General features: G+C 62.8%; 23 protein-coding genes. 17 read left to right on the forward strand and 6 right to left on the reverse strand.

What is annotated here, in order from left to right; translation table 11 throughout:
• Positions 1-133 precede the first annotated feature (133 nt).
• A complete protein-coding gene (locus BMZ10_RS06965) occupies positions 134-1114 on the reverse strand; it encodes an isopenicillin N synthase family dioxygenase (RefSeq protein WP_093459257.1) in 981 nt (326 codons plus the stop codon).
• A 368-nt stretch (positions 1115-1482) separates the two neighbouring features.
• Here BMZ10_RS06965 and BMZ10_RS06970 point away from each other — a divergent pair, with 368 nt between their 5' ends.
• From BMZ10_RS06970 to BMZ10_RS07015, 10 genes are all read left to right on the forward strand, one after another.
• Complete coding sequence (locus tag BMZ10_RS06970; protein WP_093459258.1) at positions 1483-2670, forward strand: alpha-hydroxy acid oxidase; 1188 nt, start codon at positions 1483-1485, stop codon at positions 2668-2670.
• Between the two features lie 4 nt (positions 2671-2674).
• The gene (locus BMZ10_RS06975) at positions 2675-4051 is read left to right on the forward strand and encodes an FAD-binding oxidoreductase (RefSeq protein ID WP_093459259.1); all 1377 of its coding nucleotides are present in this window, start codon (positions 2675-2677) and stop codon (positions 4049-4051) included.
• Positions 4052-4155: 104 nt separating this feature from the next.
• The gene (locus BMZ10_RS06980; protein WP_093459260.1) at positions 4156-4992 is read left to right on the forward strand and encodes a transporter substrate-binding domain-containing protein; all 837 of its coding nucleotides are present in this window, start codon (positions 4156-4158) and stop codon (positions 4990-4992) included.
• Between the two features lie 204 nt (positions 4993-5196).
• On the forward strand, positions 5197-5856 hold the full coding sequence (locus tag BMZ10_RS06985) for an amino acid ABC transporter permease (RefSeq protein ID WP_218147172.1): 660 nt from the start codon (positions 5197-5199) through the stop codon (positions 5854-5856).
• Positions 5853-6524 (forward strand): amino acid ABC transporter permease, encoded by a 672-nt coding sequence (locus tag BMZ10_RS06990; protein WP_093459262.1) that lies wholly within the window; start codon positions 5853-5855, stop codon positions 6522-6524. The genes BMZ10_RS06985 and BMZ10_RS06990 overlap by 4 nt, the downstream gene beginning before the upstream one ends.
• Positions 6525-6586: 62 nt before the next feature.
• On the forward strand, positions 6587-7426 hold the full coding sequence (locus BMZ10_RS06995) for an amino acid ABC transporter ATP-binding protein (protein WP_218147174.1): 840 nt from the start codon (positions 6587-6589) through the stop codon (positions 7424-7426).
• Between the two features lie 132 nt (positions 7427-7558).
• The gene (hutC, locus tag BMZ10_RS07000; protein ID WP_093459264.1) at positions 7559-8296 is read left to right on the forward strand and encodes a histidine utilization repressor; all 738 of its coding nucleotides are present in this window, start codon (positions 7559-7561) and stop codon (positions 8294-8296) included.
• A 100-nt stretch (positions 8297-8396) separates the two neighbouring features.
• On the forward strand, positions 8397-8678 hold the full coding sequence (locus BMZ10_RS07005) for a hypothetical protein (RefSeq protein WP_143070267.1): 282 nt from the start codon (positions 8397-8399) through the stop codon (positions 8676-8678).
• Positions 8679-9013: 335 nt separating this feature from the next.
• Positions 9014-10339: an MFS transporter gene (locus BMZ10_RS07010; RefSeq protein WP_093460114.1), complete on the forward strand. Its 1326-nt coding sequence runs from the start codon at positions 9014-9016 to the stop codon at positions 10337-10339.
• A 274-nt stretch (positions 10340-10613) separates the two neighbouring features.
• Positions 10614-11447 carry an oxidoreductase gene (locus BMZ10_RS07015; RefSeq protein ID WP_093459266.1) on the forward strand — a complete coding sequence of 278 codons (834 nt, stop codon included), beginning with the start codon at positions 10614-10616 and terminating at the stop codon, positions 11445-11447.
• A gap of 37 nt (positions 11448-11484) precedes the next feature.
• On the opposite strand, the gene BMZ10_RS07020 is transcribed toward BMZ10_RS07015, so the two are convergent.
• Positions 11485-12246: a FadR/GntR family transcriptional regulator gene (locus BMZ10_RS07020; RefSeq protein ID WP_093459267.1), complete on the reverse strand. Its 762-nt coding sequence runs from the start codon at positions 12244-12246 to the stop codon at positions 11485-11487.
• A 226-nt stretch (positions 12247-12472) separates the two neighbouring features.
• Between BMZ10_RS07020 and BMZ10_RS07025 the strand changes: the two genes are divergently transcribed.
• The 7 genes from BMZ10_RS07025 to BMZ10_RS07055 all read left to right on the forward strand — a co-directional run bounded on the left by BMZ10_RS07025 (position 12473) and on the right by BMZ10_RS07055 (position 19239).
• Complete coding sequence (locus BMZ10_RS07025) at positions 12473-13213, forward strand: SDR family oxidoreductase (protein ID WP_093459268.1); 741 nt, start codon at positions 12473-12475, stop codon at positions 13211-13213.
• A gap of 156 nt (positions 13214-13369) precedes the next feature.
• Complete coding sequence (locus BMZ10_RS07030) at positions 13370-14215, forward strand: fumarylacetoacetate hydrolase family protein (protein WP_093459269.1); 846 nt, start codon at positions 13370-13372, stop codon at positions 14213-14215.
• 188 nt (positions 14216-14403) lie between these two features.
• The gene (locus tag BMZ10_RS07035) at positions 14404-15681 is read left to right on the forward strand and encodes an L-fuconate dehydratase (protein ID WP_093459270.1); all 1278 of its coding nucleotides are present in this window, start codon (positions 14404-14406) and stop codon (positions 15679-15681) included.
• A gap of 164 nt (positions 15682-15845) precedes the next feature.
• On the forward strand, positions 15846-16727 hold the full coding sequence (locus tag BMZ10_RS07040; protein ID WP_093459271.1) for an amidohydrolase family protein: 882 nt from the start codon (positions 15846-15848) through the stop codon (positions 16725-16727).
• Complete coding sequence (locus BMZ10_RS07045) at positions 16724-17500, forward strand: L-fucose dehydrogenase (protein WP_093459272.1); 777 nt, start codon at positions 16724-16726, stop codon at positions 17498-17500. The genes BMZ10_RS07040 and BMZ10_RS07045 overlap by 4 nt, the downstream gene beginning before the upstream one ends.
• Complete coding sequence (locus BMZ10_RS07050) at positions 17497-17847, forward strand: L-rhamnose mutarotase (protein ID WP_093459273.1); 351 nt, start codon at positions 17497-17499, stop codon at positions 17845-17847. The genes BMZ10_RS07045 and BMZ10_RS07050 overlap by 4 nt, the downstream gene beginning before the upstream one ends.
• Positions 17848-18006: 159 nt before the next feature.
• The gene (locus BMZ10_RS07055; protein ID WP_093459274.1) at positions 18007-19239 is read left to right on the forward strand and encodes a sugar MFS transporter; all 1233 of its coding nucleotides are present in this window, start codon (positions 18007-18009) and stop codon (positions 19237-19239) included.
• A gap of 365 nt (positions 19240-19604) precedes the next feature.
• Here the strand turns inward: BMZ10_RS07055 and BMZ10_RS07060 are convergent, their stop codons facing one another.
• The 4 genes from BMZ10_RS07060 to BMZ10_RS28245 form a co-directional block, all read right to left on the reverse strand.
• Positions 19605-20966 (reverse strand): cytochrome c, encoded by a 1362-nt coding sequence (locus BMZ10_RS07060; protein ID WP_093459275.1) that lies wholly within the window; start codon positions 20964-20966, stop codon positions 19605-19607.
• 12 nt (positions 20967-20978) lie between these two features.
• Positions 20979-22754, reverse strand: a complete 1776-nt coding sequence (locus BMZ10_RS07065) for a GMC family oxidoreductase (protein WP_093459276.1) — start codon at positions 22752-22754, stop codon at positions 20979-20981.
• A gap of 2 nt (positions 22755-22756) precedes the next feature.
• Complete coding sequence (locus BMZ10_RS07070) at positions 22757-23497, reverse strand: gluconate 2-dehydrogenase subunit 3 family protein (protein WP_093459277.1); 741 nt, start codon at positions 23495-23497, stop codon at positions 22757-22759.
• Positions 23498-23701: 204 nt separating this feature from the next.
• Complete coding sequence (locus tag BMZ10_RS28245; protein ID WP_371265951.1) at positions 23702-24544, reverse strand: methyl-accepting chemotaxis protein; 843 nt, start codon at positions 24542-24544, stop codon at positions 23702-23704.
• Position 24545 lies beyond the last annotated feature (1 nt).

Here is a 24545-nt window from a genome sequence, read left to right on the forward strand (position 1 = left end):
CTGTAGGAGCGCGCTTGCCCGCGAACGTGCAGCGTCAGGCAACCTGCCCTTCACAGACGTAGCCATCGCGGGCAAGCGCGCTCTTACATTTGCTCGCGTTCATCCAATCGAATCCATCGGCTCATGGCTTTAATCACTGCGCTTTCTTGCGATACGCCATGGAGTCGTCGATCCGCTTGAGGATGTAATCGCCTGCCGCCACGGGTGGATACAGGCTGGATCCGGGATCGATGCCCAGATCGCAGGGGTCGACCACCGCGCCATAGGTCGGGTCGTAAAAAGTCGCAATCGAATACCGCTCGTGCCCCGACGTGTTGATCACCCGATGCAGCGTCGATCGAAAACGGTCATTGGACCAGCGCGCCAGCAGATCGCCGACGTTGACCACCAGGCTGCCTTCCATCGGCGTGGCGTCGATCCAGCTGTTGCTGCCCAGCTCGCGCACTTGCAGGCCGCCGCTGTTGTCCTGATACAACAGCGTGATGCAGCCGTAATCGGTGTGCGGCGCCACGCCAAACTGATCTGTTTCAGCCCTCGGCGGATGCGGCGGGTAATAGACCATTTGCGTGCGTTGCAGGCGTTTACCGTACTTGGGCTCAAAAAACGCCGGGGCGATGCCCAGCCCCACCGCGACCGCCTTGAGCAGATCCGCGCCGGCCTGGCCGATCTCTTCGTAATACGCATCCAGCGCCAGACGCAGTTCGGGCATGAAATCCGGCCACTGGTTGGGTCCGCGCAGCGCCTCCCCCGCCAACACGCACGGATCGTCTTCCGGCAACTCCAGGCCCATGCTGAAGAATTCCTTGAAATCCGGCTTGGTCGCTTCGTACATCAGCGCTCCGCCCAGCGCGTGCCAGCCGCGATGGCGCCTGTTCACCGCAACCTGGCGTTTGACCTCTGCCGGGAAGGCAAAAAAAGTCCTCGCCGCGGCCATGGCGGTGTCGATCACCTTCTGCGGCACGCCGTGATTGATGATGTAGAAAAACCCGGTTTCGCTGCAGGCCTTCCGGATGGCCTCTCCGGCACGCGCGATCGCCGACGGGTCGCCTTCTCGGACACCGGCCATGTCGATCAGCGGAAGGCTGATGGCTGCGGGGTTGCTGTGAACGCTCATGCAAACTCCTGTCTACGAAAGGATCGGCAAGCTGTATAGACAGGTGAAGCATTTACTATGCCGGGCATAAAACACGTGAGTCGGCAGGAACGCGCGCGCCCGCGATTGCGGTGTGTCAGACCGGCAACCGGTGGCTGATCTCCCCAATCGCGGAGCCTCCCCCGCGCCTGTACAGGTGGAGCGAAACAGCTGGAATGAAGTTTCTGGACGCCCCATCAATGGGCACGGGAACGCAATCGGTGCAACTTTTGGTGACATCCTTTCAGCTTTTTTCTGCGGAGATCGATGGCAGCCCGAGACCCAGCCTCGCGCGCTGAGCTGGCCTGTATCTTGCGTTGGCTGTCTATACAGCTCGACCAAGGACATTCATGCGTCGCTATCACGCCGGCACTGATTTCACTCGTGCGCACAGCATTGCCGAACTGGCCCATATGGCCCGTCGTCGCTTGCCGCATTTTGCCTGGGAATACCTTGAGGGCGGCGCCGAGGAAGAACTGACCCTGGCGCGCAACCGCCAGGCGTTCGCCGAGGTCAGCCTGTTGCCCCGGACGCTGGTGCCGGGCGAGTCGCCGGACACGCGCCGCACGCTGCTCGGCGAGCAGAAAAAACTGCCGATGGCCATCGCGCCCACGGGCTACAACGGCATGCTGTTTCGCGACGCCGATATCCACCTGGCGCGCGCTGCCACCGAGCGCGGGCTGCCCTTCTCCCTGAGCACGGTTTCGACCAGCTCGATGGAGCAGATCGTCCAGGCCGTTCCGGACGTCGATCTGTGGTTTCAGCTTTACAGCATGAGCGACCCCGCCGTGCAGGAAGACTTGCTGCAGCGCGCAGACGCCTTGGGTTGCAAGACCTTGCTGCTGACCACAGACGCCGTTCTGCTCGGCAATCGCGAATGGGACCGACGTAATTTCGCCCGTCCGCGCCAACTGAGCCTGCGCAACAAACTGGACGTCTTGCGCCATCCGCGCTGGATCCGGCAGACGCTGTGGCCCCACGGCATGCCGAGCATGGCCAATCTGGATCGCTACTTGCCTTTCGATCAACGCAACGCTGCCGGCGCCGCGCATTTCATCGGCGCGAAAATGGAGAAGCAGCTGAGTTGGGAGTTTCTCGCCCGCCTGCGCGAGCGCTGGCCGTATCGGCTGCTGCTCAAGGGCGTGATGCACCCTGAGGATGCCGAACGTGCCGTGCAGCTTGGGCTCGATGGCGTCGTGGTGACCAACCATGGCGGACGCCAGCTCGATGGCGTGCCTGCCAGTCTCGATTGCTTGCCCGCCATCGCTGAGGTCGCGAAAGGCAAGCTGAGCATCCTTCTGGACAGCGGCATCCGGCGCGGCACCGACATTCTCAAAGCCTGTGCGCTGGGCGCCGATGCAGTCCTGCTGGGCCGCGCCACGCTGTATGGCGTCGCCGTGGGCGGCCAGGCGGGTGCCGGTCACGCCCTTGATCTGCTGAGTCATGAATTGCGTCTGGCCCTGACCCTACTCGGGCAGCCGGACCTGAACCAATTGCGCGCCAGCCGCCAGCGCGACGCGACCTTTTCCGTGAGTTGATGTCATGAACGACCTGCAACAGACCCTGACCCGATTGCGCGACGCCTTGGGCGAGGCGCAAGTGCTGACGGGCGACTCGATCAGTCAGCGCCACTACAGCGACTGGACCCGTCACGCCCCCACGTGCCCGGCAGCGCTGCTCCTGCCTGAAGACACCGAACAGGTCGCCGCCGCCCTGCGCATCTGCAACGCTGCAGGTCAACCGGTCGTCCCGCAAGGCGGCATGACCGGGCTGGCGGGCGGCGCAGTGCCGCGCGCGACCGACATCGCCCTGTCGCTGGACCGTTTGCAGGGCATCGAAGAAATCGATGCCGCGGCCGCCACGGTCACGGTCAAGGCCGGTACCGCTCTGCAGGACATTCAGCAGGCCGTCACCGACGCCGGCTTTCTGTTTCCACTGGACCTGGGCGCGCGCGGTTCCTGCCAGATCGGCGGCAACATCGCCACCAACGCCGGCGGCAACGCGGTGATTCGCTATGGCATGACCCGCGACCTGGTGCTGGGCCTGGAAGTCGTGCTGGCCGACGGTCGTGTATTGAACCTGATGAACAAGATGATCAAGAACAACTGCGGCTATGACCTGAAACAGTGCTTCATCGGCAGCGAAGGCACCCTTGGGGTGATTACCCGCGCGGTGCTGAAGATGGCGCCACAGCCGGGCCAGTCCACCACGTTGCTCTGCGCCCTGCCCGACTACCCCAGCGCAGTTGCCTTGCTGCGGCGCATCCAGCGCAGCGTCGGCACGCCCCAGGCGTACGAATTGATGTGGCGGGACTTCTTCCGCATGGGCGTGTCCTGGCTGGAAAACCCGGTTTCGCCCATGCCGGATCATCACCCGCTTTACGTCCTGCTCGAATCCCCGGCCAGCGATGAAACGCTGCAGCAGACACTGGAAGCCGCCCTCGAGGCGGGCGAAGTGGTCGACGCCATCCTTGCCAGCTCGCAGGCCCAGGCGCGCAGCTTGTGGAAGATCCGTGAAGCGACCGCAGAGTTTCCGCTCCGCCTGGCGCCGTTGAATTTCGACATCAGCCTGCCCATTGGCCAGATCGGTGACTTCGCAGACCTGTGTCGCGAACGCCTGGACTTGCGCTGGCCCGGTAACCGCAGCGTGTATTTCGGCCACATCGGCGACAGCAATCTGCACCTGACGGTGGACTGCCATTCGCTGCCTCAGCCTGCGCCCGTGTTCGAGATCGAAGAACTGGTCTACAGCGCGGTCGGCGAGCTGGGCGGCGCGGTGTCCGCCGAGCATGGCATCGGCCTGCTCAAGCGCGAGTTTCTTCACCACTCGGTCAGTGCGGACGCCATGCAGACGATGGTCGCGCTGAAAAACAGCCTGGACCCCAAGGGCATTCTCAACCCGGGCAAGATCTTCGGCTGAACGGCCGGCCGGTTGTATATACCGGTATGGCACGCTAACTGCAGCACCCGTAGCACATCTGCCCCACCTCACGACGACAACACTGCATCTGAAGGAGTTACACAATGCGACTCGATTCTCTTTTCAGTAAGACGTTCAAAAGCCTGAGCATCGCAGCGGCGCTGACGGCTTTCTCCATCGCGGCGCAGGCGGACCAGTTGGCCGACGTGAAGAAAGCCGGAGAGCTGGTTGTCGGCACCGAAATGCAATTTGCCCCGTTCGACTTTCTCGATGGGGGCAAACAGAAAGGCCTGAACGCCGAGTTGTTCCAGGAGCTGGGCAAGGAGCTGGGGGTCAAGATCAAGTTCCTCGATCTGCCTTGGCCGAGCGTGCTGCCAGGCCTGGAAGCGAAGAAATTCGATGTGGTTGCCGGCCCGATCATCGTCACCAAGGCGCGCAAAGAGCGCTATCACTTCGTTTCGCCCATTGCCGAAGCCACTGTAGCGCTGATGGCGGGGGCCAAGGACGACAGCATCAAGAAGCCTGAAGACATCGCCGGTAAGACCGTAGGTGCCGGTAAAGGGTCGGCGCAACTCGAAGAGCTCAAAGCCTTTGCCGCGACCCTGCCGGAGAAGGTCACTATTCGCGAATACGTCGACAACAACCAGGCTTACGCTGACCTCGCCGCCAAGCGCATCGTCGCCGTCGCCAACTCGCTGCCGAACATCTCTTACGTCGCTGCCCAGAAAGCCAATCTGTACAAAGTGGTGCAGCCGCCGTTCGGCAAGAAATCCTACTTCGCGTACCTGGGCCGCAAGGACGCCGATGCCGACAGCCTGATCGCGGCGCTGGACGCAGCCCTGACCAAGATGCACGACGACGGCCGCCTCGCCGCCCTGCAGAAAAAATGGCTCGGTGCGGAGATGGACGTGCCGAAGGGTGATTTCGAGCCGACGTGGTAAAGCGCGCGCTCAGCAACGCCACGCCCCTCCGCAGGAGCGCGGCTTGTCCCGCGACCGGCGACGAAGTCGGCGTAAAGTCTACCCATGCGGTGTTTCAGGTACCGCCGGGAGACATGGACTTGCGACTGCTTCGCAGCCGATCGCGGGACAAGCCACGCTCCTACACGTGCAACGCCACCCGTTCGAGATAGCTGGAGTCACAACGTGTTCGATTGGCCCTTGCTGCAGCAGAACGCACCTTTATTGCTCGGCGCCCTGTGGGTGACGTTGCAGGTGTCCATCGCCGCGCTGGCGTTCGGTTTCGTCATCGGCATCGTCGTCGGCAGCCTGCGTCTGTCCCCGATTCCCCTGCTCCGCCGTTTGGGCGGCGCTTACATCTTCGTGTTTCGCGGCATTCCGCTGCTGGTCCAGTTGCTGTTCATTTATTACTTCCTGCCGCGCATCGGCCTGCCCAACGTGTCGCCCACGGTGGCCGCGATCATTGGCCTGTCGCTGGCGGCGGGCGCCTACATTGCGGAAATCATGCGCGGCGGTTTCCTCGCCATTCCGGGCGGCCAGCTCGAAGCCGCTGGGTTGCTCGGCATGAGCGCCAGCCAGATGCTGATCCGCATCCGTGTGCCTCAGGCCGTACGCCTGACGCTGCCGGCGCTGGTCAATGAAATGATCCTGCTGATCAAGGCATCGTCACTGGTATCGGTGGTGGGCCTGGCCGATCTGACGCGCACCGCGCAGAACCTCGCCGCCAGCGACTACATGTTCGTTCAGGACTACCTGATGCTGGCCGGCTTCTATTGCCTGATCAACATTCCGCTGGCCTTCTGTGGCAGCGTGCTGGAGCGTCGGCTCAAGGAGCAGACCGCATGATCTTCGATCCGACCATCATCACCGACCACCTGGGCGACATCGGCTCGGGCTTCATGGTCACCCTTGCCACCTGGAGCAGCGGCGTCGTCCTCGGCATCGCGCTGGGCATGTTGATCGCCGTGGCACAGGTGTTCGGCAACAACGTCGTGCGCGCGCCGCTCAGGGTGTTCATCGAGCTGATCCGTAGCACGCCGTTTCTGGTGCAACTGTTTCTGGTGTATTACGGCGGCCCGTCCTTCGGGTTGAGCCTGGACCCCATTCCGGCCGGCATCCTGGGCCTGGGCGTCTATGGCAGCGTGTACTTCGCCGAAATCTTCCGTTCCGGTTTCGACTCGGTCGCCCGCGGGCAACTGGAAGCCGCCGATTGCCTGGGCATCACCCGCCTGCAATGCATCTGGCGCATCCAGGTCCCGCAGATGCTGGTGATCATCCTTCCGGCACTGGTGAACATGATCACCGTGCTGTGCAAGGAAACCGCCGTGCTGTCGATCATCACCATTCCGGAGCTGACCATGGTGCTCACCGGGATCGGCTCGGAGACGTTCGCGTTCGTCGAAACCCTGCTGATGCTGTGCATCGGCTACCTGATTCTGGTGGAGCTGTGCTCGCGGCTGGGCATGCTCCTGGAAACCCGCGTCGGCCGCTTCATGAACAAGCAACCACGATGAACAGTTTCCTGATTCCCAGCGGCCCCGTGTCCGCCAGCACACGCGAGAAACAAGGTGAAAGCATGAAGACTTCGGCAACAGCGCCCGGCGAGCAGCCACCCATTCTGACGCTGGACAGGGTCGGCAAAAGCTTCGGCAATCTGCGCGTCCTCAAAGGCATCGATCTGCAGGTGCGCCGCTCCGAAGTGGTGTGCCTGATCGGCCCTTCCGGGTCGGGCAAAAGCACCCTGCTGCGCAGCATGGCGTTTCTCGAGGAATACGACGAAGGCCAGATCCGCATCGAGGGCCAGCTGCTCGGCTGGCAGGACACCGACAAGGGTCGCCGTCGCGCACCGCAGTCGCAGATCAATCAGGTGCGGCGCAACGTCGGCATGGTGTTCCAACAGTTCAACCTGTGGCCGCACATGACAGCGATCGGCAACGTCTGCGAAGCCTTGCGCCGCGTGCGCAAACTGTCCGCAGACGAAGCGAACACCCGTGGCATGGCGATGCTCGACAAGGTCGGCCTGGCACACAAGGCCCAGGCCTATCCGGCGCAGCTGTCGGGCGGTCAGCAGCAGCGCGTGGCGATCGCCCGGGCACTGGCGATGGAGCCGCACATCATGCTGTTCGATGAACCGACCTCGGCGCTGGATCCGGAACTGGTGGGCGAAGTGCTGCAAGTGATGAAGACGCTCGCCAAAGAAGGCATGACCATGGTCGTGGTGACCCACGAGATGGGTTTCGCTGCGCAGGTGGCCGACTCGGTGATTTTCCTCGATCAGGGCGAGGTGGTCGCGCGCGGCACGCCGCAGCAGATTTTCCACAACGCGGAACAGCCGCGTTTGCAGCAGTTTTTGCAGAACTACCTGGACCGCAACGCATTCTGGCAGGACGGCAAACAGCAAGCGCTGATCTTGTAGGAGCGCGCTTGCCCGCGATTGGCCGGGAACCGGTCGGATCTTAAGACAGGCTGGGGCAGACCCGTCGCGATCGCGGGCAAGCGCGCTCCTGCAGGTGATCACCCGGCCCGTACTGCGTTAAGGAGGTCAATGATGGACAAGCCGGCACCGCAGGCCCTGTATCGGCAGGCCAAGGCGTTCGTGCACGGCAAGCTGGTGTCCGGGGAATGGAAGCCCGGCGACCTGATTCCTTCGGAAAACCGTCTGGTGCTGGAACTGGGCATGTCGCGCATGACAGTCAATCGCGCCCTGCGCGAACTGACGGAAGAAGGCCGGCTGCTGCGGGTGACCGGGGTCGGCACGTTCGTGGCCGAGAGCAAGCCGCAGTCCAACCTGCTGCACATCACCAACATCGCCGACGAGATCGTCGCGCGCGGTCATCGCTATCATTGCCAGGTGCTGCATCTGGGTCGGGAAGCCGCCTCGATGCCGATCGCCGCTGCGCTGTCCCTGACGACGGGCGCGTCGGTGTTTCATCTGCTGTGCGTGCATTACGAGGACGGCGTTGCGGTGCAACTGGAAGATCGCTACGTCAATCCGCAGACCGCTCCGGCGTTTCTCGAGCAGCCCTTCGGCGACACATTGCAGTCGGCGCGCTACCTGCTGCAGATCATTCAACCGGACGAGATGGAGCACATCGTCGAAGCCAGTCACCCGAGCGCCGAGGAGCGCAGGTTGTTGCAGATCGACGCCCGCGAGCCGTGTCTGGTGTTGCTGCGCCGGACGTGGAACAGCGGTCGCGTGGTCACCTTCGTGCGGCTGGTGCATCCCTCCTCGCGCTATCGCCTCGGCAGCCGCCTGCCGGTGACGGGCGCCTATCGAGACAGCTGAGCCGCGCTGGCAACCAGTCGGCAGATTGATCGAACGCTTGCAAGGCGCCGCCATCGATATCTGTAAGCCCTTTGAACAGGGCATGACCGAAGAGGTGGATATGGCTAACCCGAACAATCAGCAGAACGGCGAACGCAACGACCCGGCCATCGACCCGGATACCCCGGATAACCAGATGGGTCAGGACAATGCGCCTGCGCAGGGCGGCGCGCAGAGTCAGAGCAACAACGGTGCGCAGAGTCAGCAGAACAACGGCAACCTGTCCGGCGAAAACAGCTTCACGCCTGACTTCGAACCCGAAGAGCATGAGTCGCCGGATACGACCAAGGAAGAGAATCAGACGGGAGAGACTGACCGGGATATCGATGCGCCGGCGGGCTAAGCACCATCGCTCTGAACGACACGCTTGCCCGCACACAAGCTCATTGATTCGAACAGACGCAGCGTCACCCGCATCTGGTTGAAAGATATGAAAGCGTCGCGGGCAAGCTCGCTTGTACAGCCGTTCGCCTTCACCGCACCCCGCGAACCGCTCAAACTCAAGCATTGCCCATTGCCCATTGCACAGCCCCCTGCCAAACCGGCACCATCACGGTTTCGTCTGTGCTCGCAGACCCGTCTGTCGCCTCTCTCGGAGCGTTGTCGATAATGGTCCAGCCCGCCACTCAGGACTCCCCTCGCGTCAACGATAAGCTGACCTCTCGCGAATTTCGCGGCATGGTCGCGATTCTGCTGTCCATCGCCCTGGCGACACTGGACACGGCCATCGCCAATACCGCACTCCCCGCCATTGCCGCCGATCTGCACGCCTCGCCTGCCGCATCGGTATGGATCATCAACGCTTACCAACTCGCCGCCGTCGCCACGTTGTTGCCATTCGCTGCGTTAGGCGGCGTGCTGGGGCAGCGAAAAGTGTATCTGGGTGGCCTGATCCTGTTCGTGGTGTCGTCGGCGCTGTGTACGTTTTCGTGGTCGTTGCCGACGTTGACCATCGCCCGCGTACTGCAAGGCATTGGCGCCAGCGCGATCATGAGCGTCAATGCCGGGCTGATCAGCTCGATCTTCCCCCACGAACGCCTCGGTCGCGGTCTGGGCATGAACGCGCTGGTCGTCGGCACCTCGTTTTCCATCGGCCCGACCATCGCCTCGCTGGTGCTCTCGGTCGCCAACTGGCCCTGGCTGTTCGCGATCAACCTGCCGATCGGCGTGTTCGCGCTGGTCTTCGCCTGGAACTCCCTGCCTGCCACCCGGCCGGGCAGCCTGACCTTCGACCGGGTGACCGCGATCCTCAACGTGATCACCTTCGGCGCTCTGATTTTCGCGCTCAGCCAAGCGGCGCAGCTGGGCTCCATGAGCAGCGTGCTGATTGCGCTGGCGGTGTTTCTGGTGGGCGGCGCGGCGATGCTCAAGCGCGAGGCGGGCCATCCGGCACCGATGTTTCCGCTGGACTTGCTCAAGCGGCCGATGTTCGCCCTGTCGGCGCTGACCGCATTCTGCTCATTCGCCACCCAAGGGCTGGCGTTCGTGTCACTGCCGTTCTTTTTTGAAACCACGCTGGGCCGCGATCCGGTGCAGACGGGGTTTCTGATGACGCCATGGTCGGTGGTGGTGGCGATGATCGCGCCGTTCGCCGGGCGCATGTCGGACCGCTACCCACCCGGCCTGCTGGGCGGCATTGGCCTGGCCATGCTGTGCGGCGGGATGATTTCGCTGGCGACCATGCCGGCCGACGCCAGCGTCGTGTCCATCGTGCTGCGGATGATCCTTTGCGGCATCGGCTTCGGCTTCTTCCAGGCGCCCAACCAGAAAGCCCTGATGACCAGCGCCCCCAAGGAGCGCTCCAGCGGCGCCAGCGGCACCATCGCCACGGCACGGCTGATCGGTCAGGCGACAGGCGCGGCGCTGGTCGCGTTGAGCTTCGGCATCTCCAGCGCACACGGCCCGGTGCTGGCCTTGAGCATTGGCGCCGGTTTCGCCGCCGTGGGCAGCGTGGCGAGTGGGTTGCGGCTGGTGACCAAGAACTCGGCCAACCCCCGAACCTGAACGCTGCACGCCCGTTCGCAGGCGCGCGCACCCGCTCTGTCACTGCAGGAGCGCGCTTGCCCGCGAAGACTGATTTCCAGCCGCTGCATCTCCACCTAACGCACCGACCCCTTCCCGGCTAAAGCCGGTCCTGCAGTGTTCGCGCGCAAGGATCGGGCATGTCGTCCCGTGCAGGATCAGGCAATCATCCCGGAGGACTGGTACAGCGCTTCGCAGCCCGAGGTTTCTAATATGGCGTTATCGAGCAACGACATCTGCCTTGTGAGGAAACGATATGAGCACGTCCAAAACCCTGTTCATCACCGGCGTCAGCAGTGGCTTCGGCAAAGCGTTGGCGCAACAGGCGCTGGCCGCCGGACACACCGTGATCGGCACCCTGCGCACCCAGGAGGCACTGGCCGAATTTGAATCCGGGGCGAACGGCCGCGCTCACGGTGTGCTGCTGGACGTCACCGAATTCGACGCCATCGACACCGTGATCGCCAACGTCGACAAAGCCTTCGGCCCGGTAGACGTGCTGGTCAACAATGCCGGCTACGGTCACGAAGGCATTCTGGAAGAGTCGTCGCTGGACGAGTTGCGCCGCCAGTTCGATGTCAACGTGTTCGGCGCCGTCGCGATCACCAAAGCCTTCGTGCCGTTGTTTCGTCAGCGTCGCAAAGGCCACATTCTCAACATCACATCGATGGGCGGCTTCATCACCATGCCGGGCATTGCCTACTACAACGGCAGCAAGTTCGCGCTGGAAGGGATTTCGGAAGCCTTGGGCAAGGAGCTCAAGCCGTTCAACGTGCACGTCACGGCGGTGGCGCCAGGCGGTTTTCGCACGGATTGGGCGGGGCGTTCGATGCAGCGCTCGCCTCGCCAGATCGCCGATTACGACGAAACCTTCGACCCGATCCGCAAGGCCCGGGAGGAACGCAGCGGCAAACAGATCGGCGATCCGGTCAAAGCGGCGAACGCCATGCTGAAACTGATCGACAGCGAAAACCCGCCTGCCCACCTGTTGCTCGGCAGCGATGCGTTGAAACTGGTGCGGGACAAGTTGGCCTTGCTGGAATCGGAAATTGCCGCGTGGGAAGCGGTGACGCTCTCCACCGACGCATGACCGACAACGCTTGAATCGTCTGCAGCCGCGTCGACCTTTACACCCCGCCGCGGCTGAAGATCCGGATCACTTCATCCAGGTGATCGGTCATCGCCTGCCGCGCGGCGTGCGGGTCACGGTTCTGCAGCGCCTGCAGAACCAGACGGTGCTCGTGCTCCGAGCGGAACGGCATGTCGTCGGACGTGTAATGTGCCTGCAGGCGCTGGAACATGCTGCCGTATTGATGACCCAGCAAGTGCTGGATCATCAGCGCATAGGCCGGATTGCCCGACGCCTGGGCGATGCGGATATGGAACAGCCGGTCCCCCGGATGGGTGTGGGAATGTTCGCGGTTGTCGCGGGTGTTGCGCTCGAAGGCTTCGCGGATCGATTCCAGTTCTTCATCACTCGCGTTCAGCGCCGCCAGCGCCGCGGTCTCCGGCTCGATCAGACGGCGCGCCTGGAGCAAGGCGAACGGCGGAATTTCCGCACTGAAATCCACCTGGATGCCCAGCTCCGGATCGACGTCTTTCCATTGATCGCGGGTCGCCTGGGTCATCACCGGTTCATCCGACAGCGCCTGCACCGGTGGCTCACACACCAGTACGCCGTTTCCGACGCGCACATCGACAAGGCCGATGACTTCCAGCGCGATCATCGCCTCGCGCACTGACGCTCGGCTGACACCCAATAACTTGGCCAGCTCTCGTTCGGCGGGCAATCGGCTGCCGGGCGGGAATTCACCGCTGTCGATCAAGGCCCGAAGCTGATCGGCGATCTGGCGGTAAAGCCGTTGGTTATCAATAGCTTGGATTGGCATGGGCACTCGGCTCAAAGATGAAGATGGCTGTCCGGCATGAAAATGACCTTGTTGAGGCCGAAAACAAGTGCTAAAAACAGGACCAATGGCCTGACCATTGGACGCCTGTGACGAGCGGATGATAGCAAACCCGAAAGGGTTCGGCTCAACTCCCCTGCCGCGCGTCGAATGGCCTGACCATCAGACCAACCACGGTCTTCTCAACAATAAAAACAAAGGATGCATCATGGACCTCACCGGTAAGCGCGTGCTCATCACTGCCGCAGCTCAAGGCATCGGTCAAGCCAGTGTCGAGGCTTATCAGAATGCCGGCGCGGAAGTCTTTGCGGTCGATATCAACGGCGCCGCGCTGGATACCCTGCAGGGTGTGCACAAACACGTACTCGACGTCACCGACCATGGCGCCATCGAGCAACTGGCCGCTGGGATCGGCGCACTGGATGTGCTGTTCAACTGCGCAGGCGTGGTGCACAGCGGCAACATTCTGGAGTGTTCGGACAAAGACTGGAATTTCGCGTTCGACCTCAACGTCACGGCCATGTACAAGATGATTCGGGCGTTCCTGCCCGCCATGCTGGCCAACGGCGGCGGCTCGATCATCAACATGTCGTCGGTAGCCTCGGCCATCAAGGGCGTCCCCAATCGCTTCGCCTACTGTGCCAGCAAGGCCGCCGTGATCGGCATCACTCGCTCGGTCGCCGCCGACTTCGTCGGTCAGAACATCCGCTGCAACTGCATCTGCCCCGGCACCGTCGAGTCGCCGTCATTGCGTCAACGGGTGGCCGAACAGGCGGCCCGCGAGCAGCGTGACGAGGCCGACGTGTACGCTGCGTTCGAGGCCCGCCAGCCCATGGGGCGCCTGGGCACGCCGCAGGAAATCGCGCAACTGGCGTTATACCTCGGCTCCCCTGCCAGCGGGTTCACCACCGGTACGGCACAGATCATCGATGGTGGATGGAGTAATTGAACTCACCCACGCCTACCTGCCCCCTGTAGGAGTGAGCTTGCTCGCGATGCGATATGCCTGTTTCGCAAGCGGTGGCTGATACGACGCTCTCGCGAGCAAGCACGCCTACACGGGCTGACACCCCATGCTGATTCATCATTCAAACGAGGACATCCAATGAAACTGCTGCGTTACGGCGAACCAGGCAAAGAACTCCCGGCCCTGCTGGACAAGGACGGAGGCATTCGCGACCTGTCGGAATTCATCGATGACGTGTCAGGCCCGGCGCTGAGCCCGGAAAGCATCGCCAGGCTCAAGGCGCTGGACCCGGCCAGTCTGCCGCTGGTGCAGGACACACCGCGCATCGGTGCGTGCGTGGGTCAGGTCGGCAAGTTCATCTGCATCGGCTTGAACTACGCCGACCACGCGGCCGAAACCGGCGCCGACATCCCGAAGGAACCGATCATTTTCAACAAGTGGACCAGCGCGATCGTTGGCCCGAACGACAACGTCGAAATCCCGCGCAACTCCAGAAAGACTGACTGGGAAGTGGAGCTGGGCGTGGTGATAGGCAAGGGCGGGCGCTACATCGACGAAGCCAATGCGATGGATCACGTGGTCGGCTACTGCGTCATCAACGATGTCTCCGAGCGCGAATTCCAGATCGAACGCGGCGGCACCTGGGACAAGGGCAAGGGCTGCGACACCTTCGGCCCGACCGGCCCGTGGCTGGTGACCAAGGATGAGATCGCCGACCCGCATCAGCTCAACCTGTGGCTGGAAGTGGACGGCAAGCGTTACCAGAACGGCAATACCCGCACGATGATTTTCCAGATCCCGAAACTGGTCAGCTACCTGAGCCAGTTCATGAGCCTGCAACCGGGGGATGTGATTTCCACCGGAACGCCGCCGGGCGTGGGTCTGGGTATCAAGCCGGAGCCGGTATTCCTGCGCGCCGGTCAGCGCATGCGCCTGGGCATCGAAGGCTTGGGTGAACAGGAGCAACTGACCGTCGACGCTTGATCAGGATGGCGCCGTCGCACTGACCGACGGCACTGCACGGAGGGCAGTGAGCACGCTCACCAAGGCGTCGTCCGGACCGCGGAAAAGCGGTGGACAGACTGGCCTCGCGCTGAGCACTCACGCCCGCCGGATGACCACAGCATCCGAGACTCGCTGCCTCCCGACAACAATTCCAAAAGGGATTCGCCATGACGACCATCACCGCCCTGCGCGTTGAAGACATTCGCTTTCCCACCTCGCAGTCGCTGGACGGCTCCGACGCGATGAACCCCGACCCGGATTACTCCGCCGCTTACGTCATTCTTGAAACCGATGATCCCGCGCTGCAGGGCCATGGCCTGACCTTCACCATCGGCCGTGGCAACGAGATCTGCTGCGCGGCGATCAAGGCGCTGTCCGGCGTCATGGTCGGCCTGAAGCTTGAGTGGATCGCCGAAGACATGGGGCGCTTCTGGCGTCACGTCACCAGCGACAGCCAGTTGCGCTGGATCGGTCCGGACAAGGGCGCCATTCACCTGGCGACCGGCGCGGTGGTCAACGCCACGTGGGACTTGTGGGCCAAGGCCGAGGGCAAGCCGGTGTGGCAACTGGTGGCCGACATGAGCCCCGAGCAACTGGTGCGCTGCATCGACTTTCGTTACATCACCGACTGCATCACCCCGGACGAAGCACTGACCTTGCTGCGTGATCGCGCCAAGGGCAAGGCCGAGCGCCTGACAGCGCTGCAGGCCAAGGGTTATCCCTGCTACACCACCTCTGCCGGCTGGCTGGGCTACCCCGACGACAAACTGCGCTGGCTGTGCCAGGAAGCCGTCGACGGCGGTTTTTCGCACATCAAGCTCAAGGTCGGCCGCGACCTGCAGGACGACATTCGCCGGGTGCGCATCGCCCGCGAAGTGCTCGGTCCGGATCGGCATTTGATGATCGATGCCAATCAGGTCTGGGAAGTCGACGCCGCCATCGACTGGGTCCGCGAGCTGTCCTTTGCCAAGCCCTGGTTCATCGAAGAGCCGACCAGCCCGGATGACGTCGAGGGCCACCGCAAGATTCGACTCGGCGTACTGCCGGTAAAAGTCGCCACTGGCGAGATGTGCCAGAACCGCATCGTCTTCAAGCAACTGATCATGCGTGAAGCCATCGACGTGGTGCAGATCGACGCCTGCCGCCTGGGCGGGGTCAACGAGGTGCTGGCGGTCATGCTCATGGCTGCCAAATATCACCTGCCGGTGTGCCCGCATGCCGGCGGCGTCGGGCTGTGCGAGTACGTGCAGCACCTGTCGATGATCGATTACCTGTGCATCGCCGGGACTCACGAAGGCCGCGTGGTGGAGTTCGTCGATCACTTGCATGAACACTTCGAAGACCCCTGCGTGATCCGCGATGCAGCGTACATGCCACCCTCGGCGCCAGGGTTTTCGATCCAGATGAAAGAGGCCTCGAGGAAACAGTACGCCTATCGGGGCTGATCCTGCTTTTCCCTGATCAAACGCTTATCCCTTGTAGGAGTGAGCTTGCTCGCGATAGCGGTATATCTGCACCGCATCTATCGATTGACACGCTGCAATCGCGAGCAAGCGCATGCCTGCAGATGAGATGTGACAGGCAACGAAACGGACGGAGTACAACAATAATGTCGTCCCGACACTTGAGCAACCCGGCGTCCGCGTTACGCCTGGACGCTCATCAGCATTTCTGGCGTTACCGGGCGCAGGAGTATCCGTGGATTGATGATCGCCACGGCCTGCTGCGTCGTGACTTTCAGCCACAGGACCTGAAGCCGTTACTCGACGCGCACGGCCTGGACGGCTGCGTTGCCGTGCAGGCCCGCCAATGCAGCGATGAGACCGATGCGCTGCTGGCGCTGGCCGATGAGTATCCGTGGATCGTCGGTGTGGTCGGCTGGGTCGATTTGCGTGCGACGGATCTGGAACGTCAACTGGAAAGCTGGTCGCAGGCCCGCAAGCTGGTGGGCATGCGCCACCTGATTCAGGACGAGCCCTCGCCTTCGCTGTTCATGCAGGACCCGGCGCTTGCCCGAGGCATGCGTCTGCTGCAAGCCCGCGAACTGAGCTACGACCTGCTGATCAAGGACGCCGATCTACCGGCCGCTGCCGAGTTCTGCAAACGTCACGACGACCATCACATCATCCTCGATCACCTCGGCAAACCCGATCTGTCGCAGGAAAACCCGCTGGCCTGGGCCGACCGCATCAGCCCGCTTGCGGCCCTGCCCCACGTCAGTTGCAAGCTCTCGGGGCTGATCACCGAGGCGGACTGGCAGCAATGGCGACCCGTGCAACTGCTGCCGTATTTCTACCTGGCACTGGAGCTGTTCGGTCCGCAGCGTTTGATGTTCGGCTCGGACTGGCCGGTGTGCCAGTTGGCCGGCAGCTACGGCGACGTCCACCACTTATTCGAAAGCGCCCTGCGCGAGCTGTCTGCCGACGAACAGGCGGCGATCCGTGGCGGCACTGCCCTCCGCCTTTATGGCCTGCAAGGAAACTGTCCATGAATCTGCATCTGCAAGACAAAGTCATCATCGTGACCGGCGGCGGCTCGGGCATCGGCGCCGCCATCTCGTTGGGTCTGGCCGAAGAGGGCGCGATCCCGGTGATCTTCGCCAACCAGCCGCTGCCCCCGCCGTTGGCTGCACAGCTCGATCAGCGCCAGCCGCAAAGCCTCTTCGTCCAGGTCGAGCTGCGCGACGAAGCGCAATGTGCCGCCGCCGTCAGCAGCGTGCTCGAACGTTTCGGGCGCATCGACGGGTTGGTCAATAACGCCGGGGTCAACGACAACGTCGGGCTGGACGCGGGACGCGAGGCGTTCATCGAGTCGCTGGAAAAGAACCTGATCCATTACTACCTGATGGCGCATTTGTGCGTCGAGGCGCTGAAAGCGAGCCAGGGTGCGATCGTCAACATCGGTTCCAAGACGGCCCTGACCGGCCAGGGCGGCACCAGCGGCTACACCGCGTCCAAAGGTGCGCAGCTCTCGCTGACCCGCGAATGGGCGGCCTCGTTGCTCGAGGATGGGGTGCGGGTCAATGCGGTGATTCCGGCGGAAGTGATGACGCCGCTGTATGAGCGTTGGATCGACAGCTTTGCCGACCCACAGGCGAAGCTGGCGAGGATCGTCGAGAAAATCCCGCTGGGCAAGCGCATGACCACGCCAACTGAAATCGCCGACAGCGTGCTGTTTCTGTTGTCGTCGCGCGCCTCGCACACTACCGGGCAATGGCTGGTGGTCGATGGCGGTTATACCCATCTGGACCGGGCGCTGACATGAGCGCGCAGCGACTTTGCCTGGCGCTGGACCTGGCCGACGACCCCGCGTCGATTGCCGAATATCAACGCCTGCATGCGCGGATCTGGCCAGAGATCGCCACTCACCTGCGCGAACAGGGCGTGCTCGATATGCAGATCTGGCGGCTGGGCACGCGGCTTTTCATGGTCATGGAAACCACCAGAGATTTCAGTGCCGAAGCGATGGACAAGGCCGCTGTCGAGAACCCCAAAGTGCAGGAATGGGAAGACCTGATGTGGGCTTTCCAGAAGCCGACACCCTGGACCGAACCGGGCAACAAATGGCAGCCCATGGAGCGGATTTTCAGTCTGGCGGAGCAGCCCCGGTAACGTCTGACTCTGTAGCAGTGAGCTTGCTCGCGATGCACTCAACCTGACCCATCCATGTCGGCTGACACATTGATATCGCGGGCAAGCGCGCTCCTAGAGGAATCGATGCATCACCCACCGTCACGTTTCACGCCCCAACAAAAACAAAAGGAGAGCGTTATGTTGACTGAAAACACGAAAGTCCAGACCCGGGTATTGCGCCAGGCCGAGCCATCGGTGCGGATGGCGTTGATCCTGGTCACCAGCCTGTTTTTTCTCTGGGGCCTGTCCTATGGCCTGCTCGACGTCCTGAACAAGCACTTCCAGGAAACGCTGCATGTCAGCAAGGCGCAGTCCGGCCTGTTGCAGGCGGCGTACTTCGGTGCCTATTTCATCATTGCCCTGCCGGCCGGCTTTCTGATGGACCGCTTTGGCTACAAAGCCGGGATTCTCCTGGGACTGTGCCTGTATGCCGCGGGCGCGCTGCTGTTCATGCCGGCCGCCAGTGCCGCGAGCTTTCCGTTCTTCCTGTTCGCGCTGTTCGTCATCGCGCTGGGACTGGGATGCCTGGAGACCGCAGCCAATCCTTACGCCACGGTGCTCGGCGACCCCAAAGGCGCCGAGCGCCGGCTCAACCTTGCGCAGTCGTTCAACGGCCTGGGCCAGTTCGTCGGCCCGCTGCTCGGCGGCGCGCTGTTCTTCGGTGGCGCCCAGGCGGCCACCGACAACAGCTCGCTGCAGACGACCTACGTGGTAATCGCGGTGATCGTGTTGCTGGTCGCCGCCCTCTTCGCCCGCACGCCGATGCCCGACCTGCGTGAACAGGAGTCCGGCATTCAGCGCAGTGACAGCAAGACGCTGTGGCAGCACCGTGAATTCGTCGGCGGCGTCGTGACTCAGTTTTTCTACGTGGCGGCACAGGTCGGCGTCGGCGCGTTCTTCATCAACTACGTCACCGAGCATTGGGCGAGCATGACCAGCCAGACCGCTGCCTATCTGTTGTCGGTGGCGATGATCTGCTTCATGTGTGGGCGTTTCTTCAGCACTTGGCTGATGGGACGCATTCCCGCCCAGCGGCTGCTGATGGTCTATGCGTGGATCAACGTCGCGCTGTGCGCCGTGGTGGTCAGCGGTGTCGAGAGCGTGTCCGTGGTGGCGTTGATCGCGGTGTTTTTCTTCATGTCGATCATGTTCCCCACCATCTTCGCCATGGGCGTGAAGAACCTGGGCCCGCACACCAAACGTGGCAGCTCATTCCTGATCATGGCCATCGTCGGCGGCGCGCTGATGCCGTATTTCATGGGATTGGTCGCCGACCACTTCTCGACAGCGCTGGCGTATCTGCTGCCATTGGGGTGTTTTGTGGTGGTGGCGTTTTACGGGAAGAGCGGGTTGCGCGGGCGGGAAGTGTAATCGGGTCTTTGCCGGCGCGGTCAGCAGGACCGGCTTCAGCCGGGAAGAGGCCAGTGGCATCAGTCTCGCTTTTGCAGTGCGACGGCCGACGCCTTCCCGGCTAAAGCCGGTCCTACAAGGCGTTCACTCACGATACTGCCGCGTGGCGCGGTCAGTAGGACCGGCTTCAGCCGGGAAGAGGCCAGTGGCATCAGTCTCGCTTTTACAGCGTGACGGCCGACACCTTCCCGGCTAAAGCCGGTTCTGCAGGGTTATCAGCCACGACCGTGCAGCGTGATGCGGTCCTGCAGATCGAGGTTCCGGCCAATGATCGTTCCACGCAAGGCGTGGGAACGATCAGATTCAGGCTGAGTGAGAGCCGGACCTCAAGGCTTGGCGATGTCCGTGCGGCTCACCGCTGGCGATTCCTTGGGCAGGGTCGCCCGAAGCTTCGTCACCTCCTCGACGTTCACCGCCGGCGCCTGATTGCCCCAACTGCTGCGGATGAAGGTCAGCAGTTGCGCCACTTCCTCATCCGACAGTCGCCAGGCGAAACCCGGCATGCCCAGTTCCGACGGCGCCGTTGCAGTGGCCGGGAGCTTGCTGCCCGCCAGCACCAGACGGATCATCGACACCGGGTCTTGCGACAGCACCGATGAGTTGCCCGCGATCTTCGGGAACACCCGCTCGTAGCCCTGACCATTGGTGCGGTGACAGGCCGCGCAGTTGTCCACATACAGCTGGGCGCCGCGACTGTCTTCCTGCCCCGCTGCCAACGCCTTGGCCGTGGCCGGATCAGCGTTGAAGCTTGCGACCTGATCCTTGGTCGGCGGCAGGGTTTTCAGGTAGGCGGCGACGGCTTGCAGATCTGCATCGTTAAGGTGCTGGGTGCTGTGAACCACCACATCGCCCATCGCGCCACCCAGTACCGCGTGGGTGGTACTGCGTGCGCTGCGCAAGGTCGCCACGATGTCATCGCGGGTCCAGCTGCCCAGACCATCCGCGGGATTGCCCCGCAGGTTGACCGCCAGCCAGCCGTCGATCACCGGACCGCCCGACAGATAAGCCTCGCCCGACTCATCCAGCGCTTTCTCCTGCAAGGTCAACGCACGCGGCGTGTGGCAACTGCCGCAGTGTCCCAGTCCCTGCACCAGATAAGCGCCGCGTGCGATCTGCGGATCCTTGTAACGGCTGGCATCGAAGGCGACCGCTTGCGGCGCAGGTGCGAACACCTTGCGCCAGATCGCCAGCGGCCAGCGCATCGACAACGGCCACGGCACATCATTGGCGCGGTTCTGGGCAGCAACCGGCGCCACGCCCTGCATGAAGTAGGCATACAGCGCCCGCATGTCGTCATCGCGGGTCCGCGCATAGGCCGGATATGGCATGGCCGGGTACAGACTGCTGCCATTGGCAGCAATGCCATGGCGGACGGCACGGTCGAAGTCATCCAGCGTGTAATTGCCGATGCCGGTGGCTTTGTCAGGCGTGATGTTGCTGCTGTACAGCGTGCCGATGGGAGAGGCGATAGGCAGTCCACCGGCGAACGGCTTGCCTCCTTTCGCGGTATGACACGCCGTGCAGTCGCCTGCGTCGGCCAGATAGCGACCCTTCTCGATCAACGCGGTCGGATCGGCATCCCCGGCAGCCGCAAGCGTCGGGGTTGTGGTCGGCCAGAAGGCGAACACCAGCAGCGCGACGAACACCACCACCGCCAGTGATACCAGGCTCAAGAGAAACTTTTTCATGGCCGTTTCTCCTTATGCCTGAACCAGCGGGCCGGGGTTTTTCAGGTACTGCTCGCGAATGGCCTTGGCCGACCAGTACGCCAGCGCACCCACCATGCCGGTCGGGTTGTAGCCGTTGTTCTGCGGGAACGCATTGGCGCCGATGGCAAACACGTTGTGCACGTCCCACGATTGCAGGTATCGATTGAGCGCCGAGGTCTTCGGATCGCTGCCCATGATCGCGCCGCCGCAGGTGTGGGTGCTCTGGTACTTGGTGATGTTGTAGTGCTCGCTGGGTTTCTTGGCGTCCCCCGACAGCGCCGTCGGATTGAGCACCTTCGACATCTCCATGGCCTTGCCCACCAGGAACTGAGAGGCCTTGACCTCGTTGTCGTGCCAGTCGAAGGTCATGCGCAACAGTGGCCGGCCGAAGCCGTCTTTGTAGGTCGGATCCAGGCTCAGGTAATGCTGTTTGTAGGACATGCAGGCGCCCTGCACTTCGAAGTAGAACGAATGACGGAAGGCATCGCTGGCCGCCTGTTTCCATGCGGTGCCCCAGTTCGGCGTGCCCGGCGGTACGTTGATGCCACGCACCGGTCCGGCGCCCGGCTGACGGGCCCAGATGATCCCGCCACCGACGAAACCGGCCTGAGCGTTGTCCAGCTGGTTGCCGTTGAGGTTGTCCATCGTGGTGCCGGCGCCGCCGATGCCGATGAACTGATTGGCCTGCACGTCCTTGTTGAAAAACAGCACCACGCGGTTGAGGTTCTGGTACGAGTAGTTGCGCCCGACCGTGCCCTCACCGGTTTGCGGATCGTACGGTTTGCCGATGCCGGACAGCAGCATCAGGTGCACGTTGTACAGCGAGAACGCGCAGAGCAAGACGAGGTCAGCCTGCTGCTCGACTTCACGGCCCTGGGCGTCGAGGTAGGTCACGCCCGTGGCTTTCTTGCCGTCGCTGTCGAGGTTGACCTTGAGCACCTGCGCGTGAGTGCGCAGCTCGAAGTTCTTGCGCTGACGCAGCACCGGCAGAATGCTGATGTTCGGACTGGCCTTGGAATAGTTCAGGCAGCCGTAGTCGCTGCAGAAGCCGCAGGCGTTGCACGGCCCCATCTGGCAGCCGTAAGGATTGACGTAAGGCGCCGAGGCGTTGGATGCCGGGATCGGATAAGGGTCCCAGCCCATCTCGCGGGCACCTTTGTAGAACATCTCGGCGCCGAGGTAATTGGGGTTCGGGCCCAGCGGGAATTCACGCGAGCGTGAGCCCTCGAACGGGTTGCCGCCGAGCTGCTTGACGCCGTTGATGACGCCGGCTTTGCCGGAAGTCCCACAGACGTACTCGAAGTGATCGAAATGCGGTTCCAGGTCCTCGTAAGTCACCGGGAAGTCCTGAATGCTCATGTCCGACGGAATGAATTTCGCCCCGTAGCGTTGCTCGACGTTGCTGCGCAGTTTGAAATCTTCCGGCAGCGCGCGGAAATGGCAGCCGGACCAGTGACTGCCCGCGCCGCCGACACCGGTGCCGGGTTTGAACGAGCCCATCTGCCGATACGGCACGGCCGTCGAGGTCAGGTTGTGCCGGGCGGTGACGGTTTCCTGAGACAGGCTTTGCAGGTAGCGGCGATGCACCGAACCTTCGAGCTCATCGACCACTTTCGGATAGGCGAAATCGGGCTGCGTGTCGCGATCGGCACCGCGCTCCAGCACCACCACGTGCAGACCGGCATCGGTCAACTCTTTGGCCAGGATCGCCCCGGTCCATCCCATGCCGACGATCACGGCATCCACTTTCGGTTTTGCGTTCGCCATGATTATCCCCTCCGTCCGGCCAGATCGACAGGCGGCAGCGGGTACGGCTTGTCGCGCACCGTGACCCAGTCCATGTAATCGGCGCGCATGCCGGGGTAGCCGATCATCTTCCAGGCGCCCATGTTTTTGTTACCGCCGTGGGACGGGTCGGCGAAATAGCCGTTACGCACCTCGTTCAACAGGTTGGTGAAAAACAGCTTCGAGGAGATGTCTTCCAGCACCAGCTTGCCGCCCTCGGCCGCCTTGAGCAGTTCTTCCTGCTGGGCGTGGGACAACTCGGCGAACGCCTTGCCGGAGAACGTCTTCTTGCAACTGGCGTCCATTGCCTTGATGCCGATGCGCAGGGTTTCGCGCAGGTTCAGGCGGCCTTGATAACCGAATTCCGGCGCGGCTTCGAGGAACGGCCCCTGCATGTACCAGATGCCGCCATTGGCGTAAGGCGTCTGCATGTGGCGATCGAGAAACTCGGGGACGCCCAGCTCAACCGCGCCGGGGCCGACAGCGTCGGAGGGAATCAGACGGTCACAGGCGGCGATCACAAACGCCCACTCCTGCGGGGTAAAGAAGGTCGGTTTGTACTCACCGCCCGGGGCGGCGGAAGGCGTTTGCCCGGCATCGCTGGCCGGCGTCTGCGCGAATGAACTGGAAGGAAGGCCTGCACTGGCCAGGGTTACGACGGGGATGAGCGTCAGCGACTTGCGTAGAAAATCGCGACGCGCCGGGGAGGTGTCGTCATCGAACATCTTTCACTTCTCCTGAGACTGAACACGGGTGTGCTTCGTTTTTCTTGTGGTTTCTTCTTATGGATCGCCTGACGCTGCGAGCCTGAGAGGTCGCGCGCCGGGAAATTCGATTGCCAGCTAATCATTGCCTGGCTAAGTATTTGCGCGTCACTAAACCAGTTATTGCCGCCCGGTTCTACCCGAACGGCGGGGTTAAACGATTCATCAAATCTTGAACTGGCGGACCAGCGCGCTGAGGTTGCCGCCCAGCGCAGACACGTCGCGCATGGTGCGCGAGCTTTGTTCGGTTTCTTCGGCGAGGTTTTCCACGGCACCGGCGATCTGGTGCACGCTGCGGTTGATCTCTTCAGCGACCGAGGTCTGTTCCTCGGCGGCGCTGGCGATCTGCGCGTTCATGGCGTTGATGGTGCCGATCAGCGTGGAAATGGAATCCAGGGAGACGCCGACCTCGTTGGTCTTCTGATTGGCGCCCTCGCCGGCTTCGGTGGAGCGACGCATGGCTTCGACCGAGGCATGGGTGCCCGTTTCGAGACGGGTGATCATGCCCTGAATTTCCTGCGTGCTCTGCTGCGTACGGCTGGCCAGCGCGCGAACTTCATCGGCGACCACGGCAAAACCGCGCCCGGCTTCTCCGGCGCGCGCCGCTTCGATGGCGGCATTGAGCGCCAGCAGGTTGGTCTGCTCGGCGATCGAGCGAATCACGTCCAGCACCGAAACGATGGAGCGCACGTCCTGCTGCAGGCTGTCCAGGCTGGTGCCGCTGAGGCGGATGTCGTTCACCAGCGAGCTCATGCCGGTGATGCTGGTCCCCACCACTTTGCGCGCGGCCTGCCCTTGCTCGTCGGTCTGCGAAGCGGCCTCGGCGGCACGTTGCGCACTGCTCGCGACTTCCTGCGCGGCCGCAGACATTTCGTGAATCGCGGTGGCTACCTGATCGGTCTCCTCTCGCTGGCGCTGCATGGCCTGCTCCGAGCGCAAGGTCTGCTGCGTGGCCTGTTCCACCAGACCGGCAAGGTCGGTGGTCATCTGCGCGATCTGCCGAACCATG

Source organism: Pseudomonas sp. NFR16 (assembly GCF_900108875.1).
In the GTDB taxonomy this organism is placed as follows: domain Bacteria; phylum Pseudomonadota; class Gammaproteobacteria; order Pseudomonadales; family Pseudomonadaceae; genus Aquipseudomonas.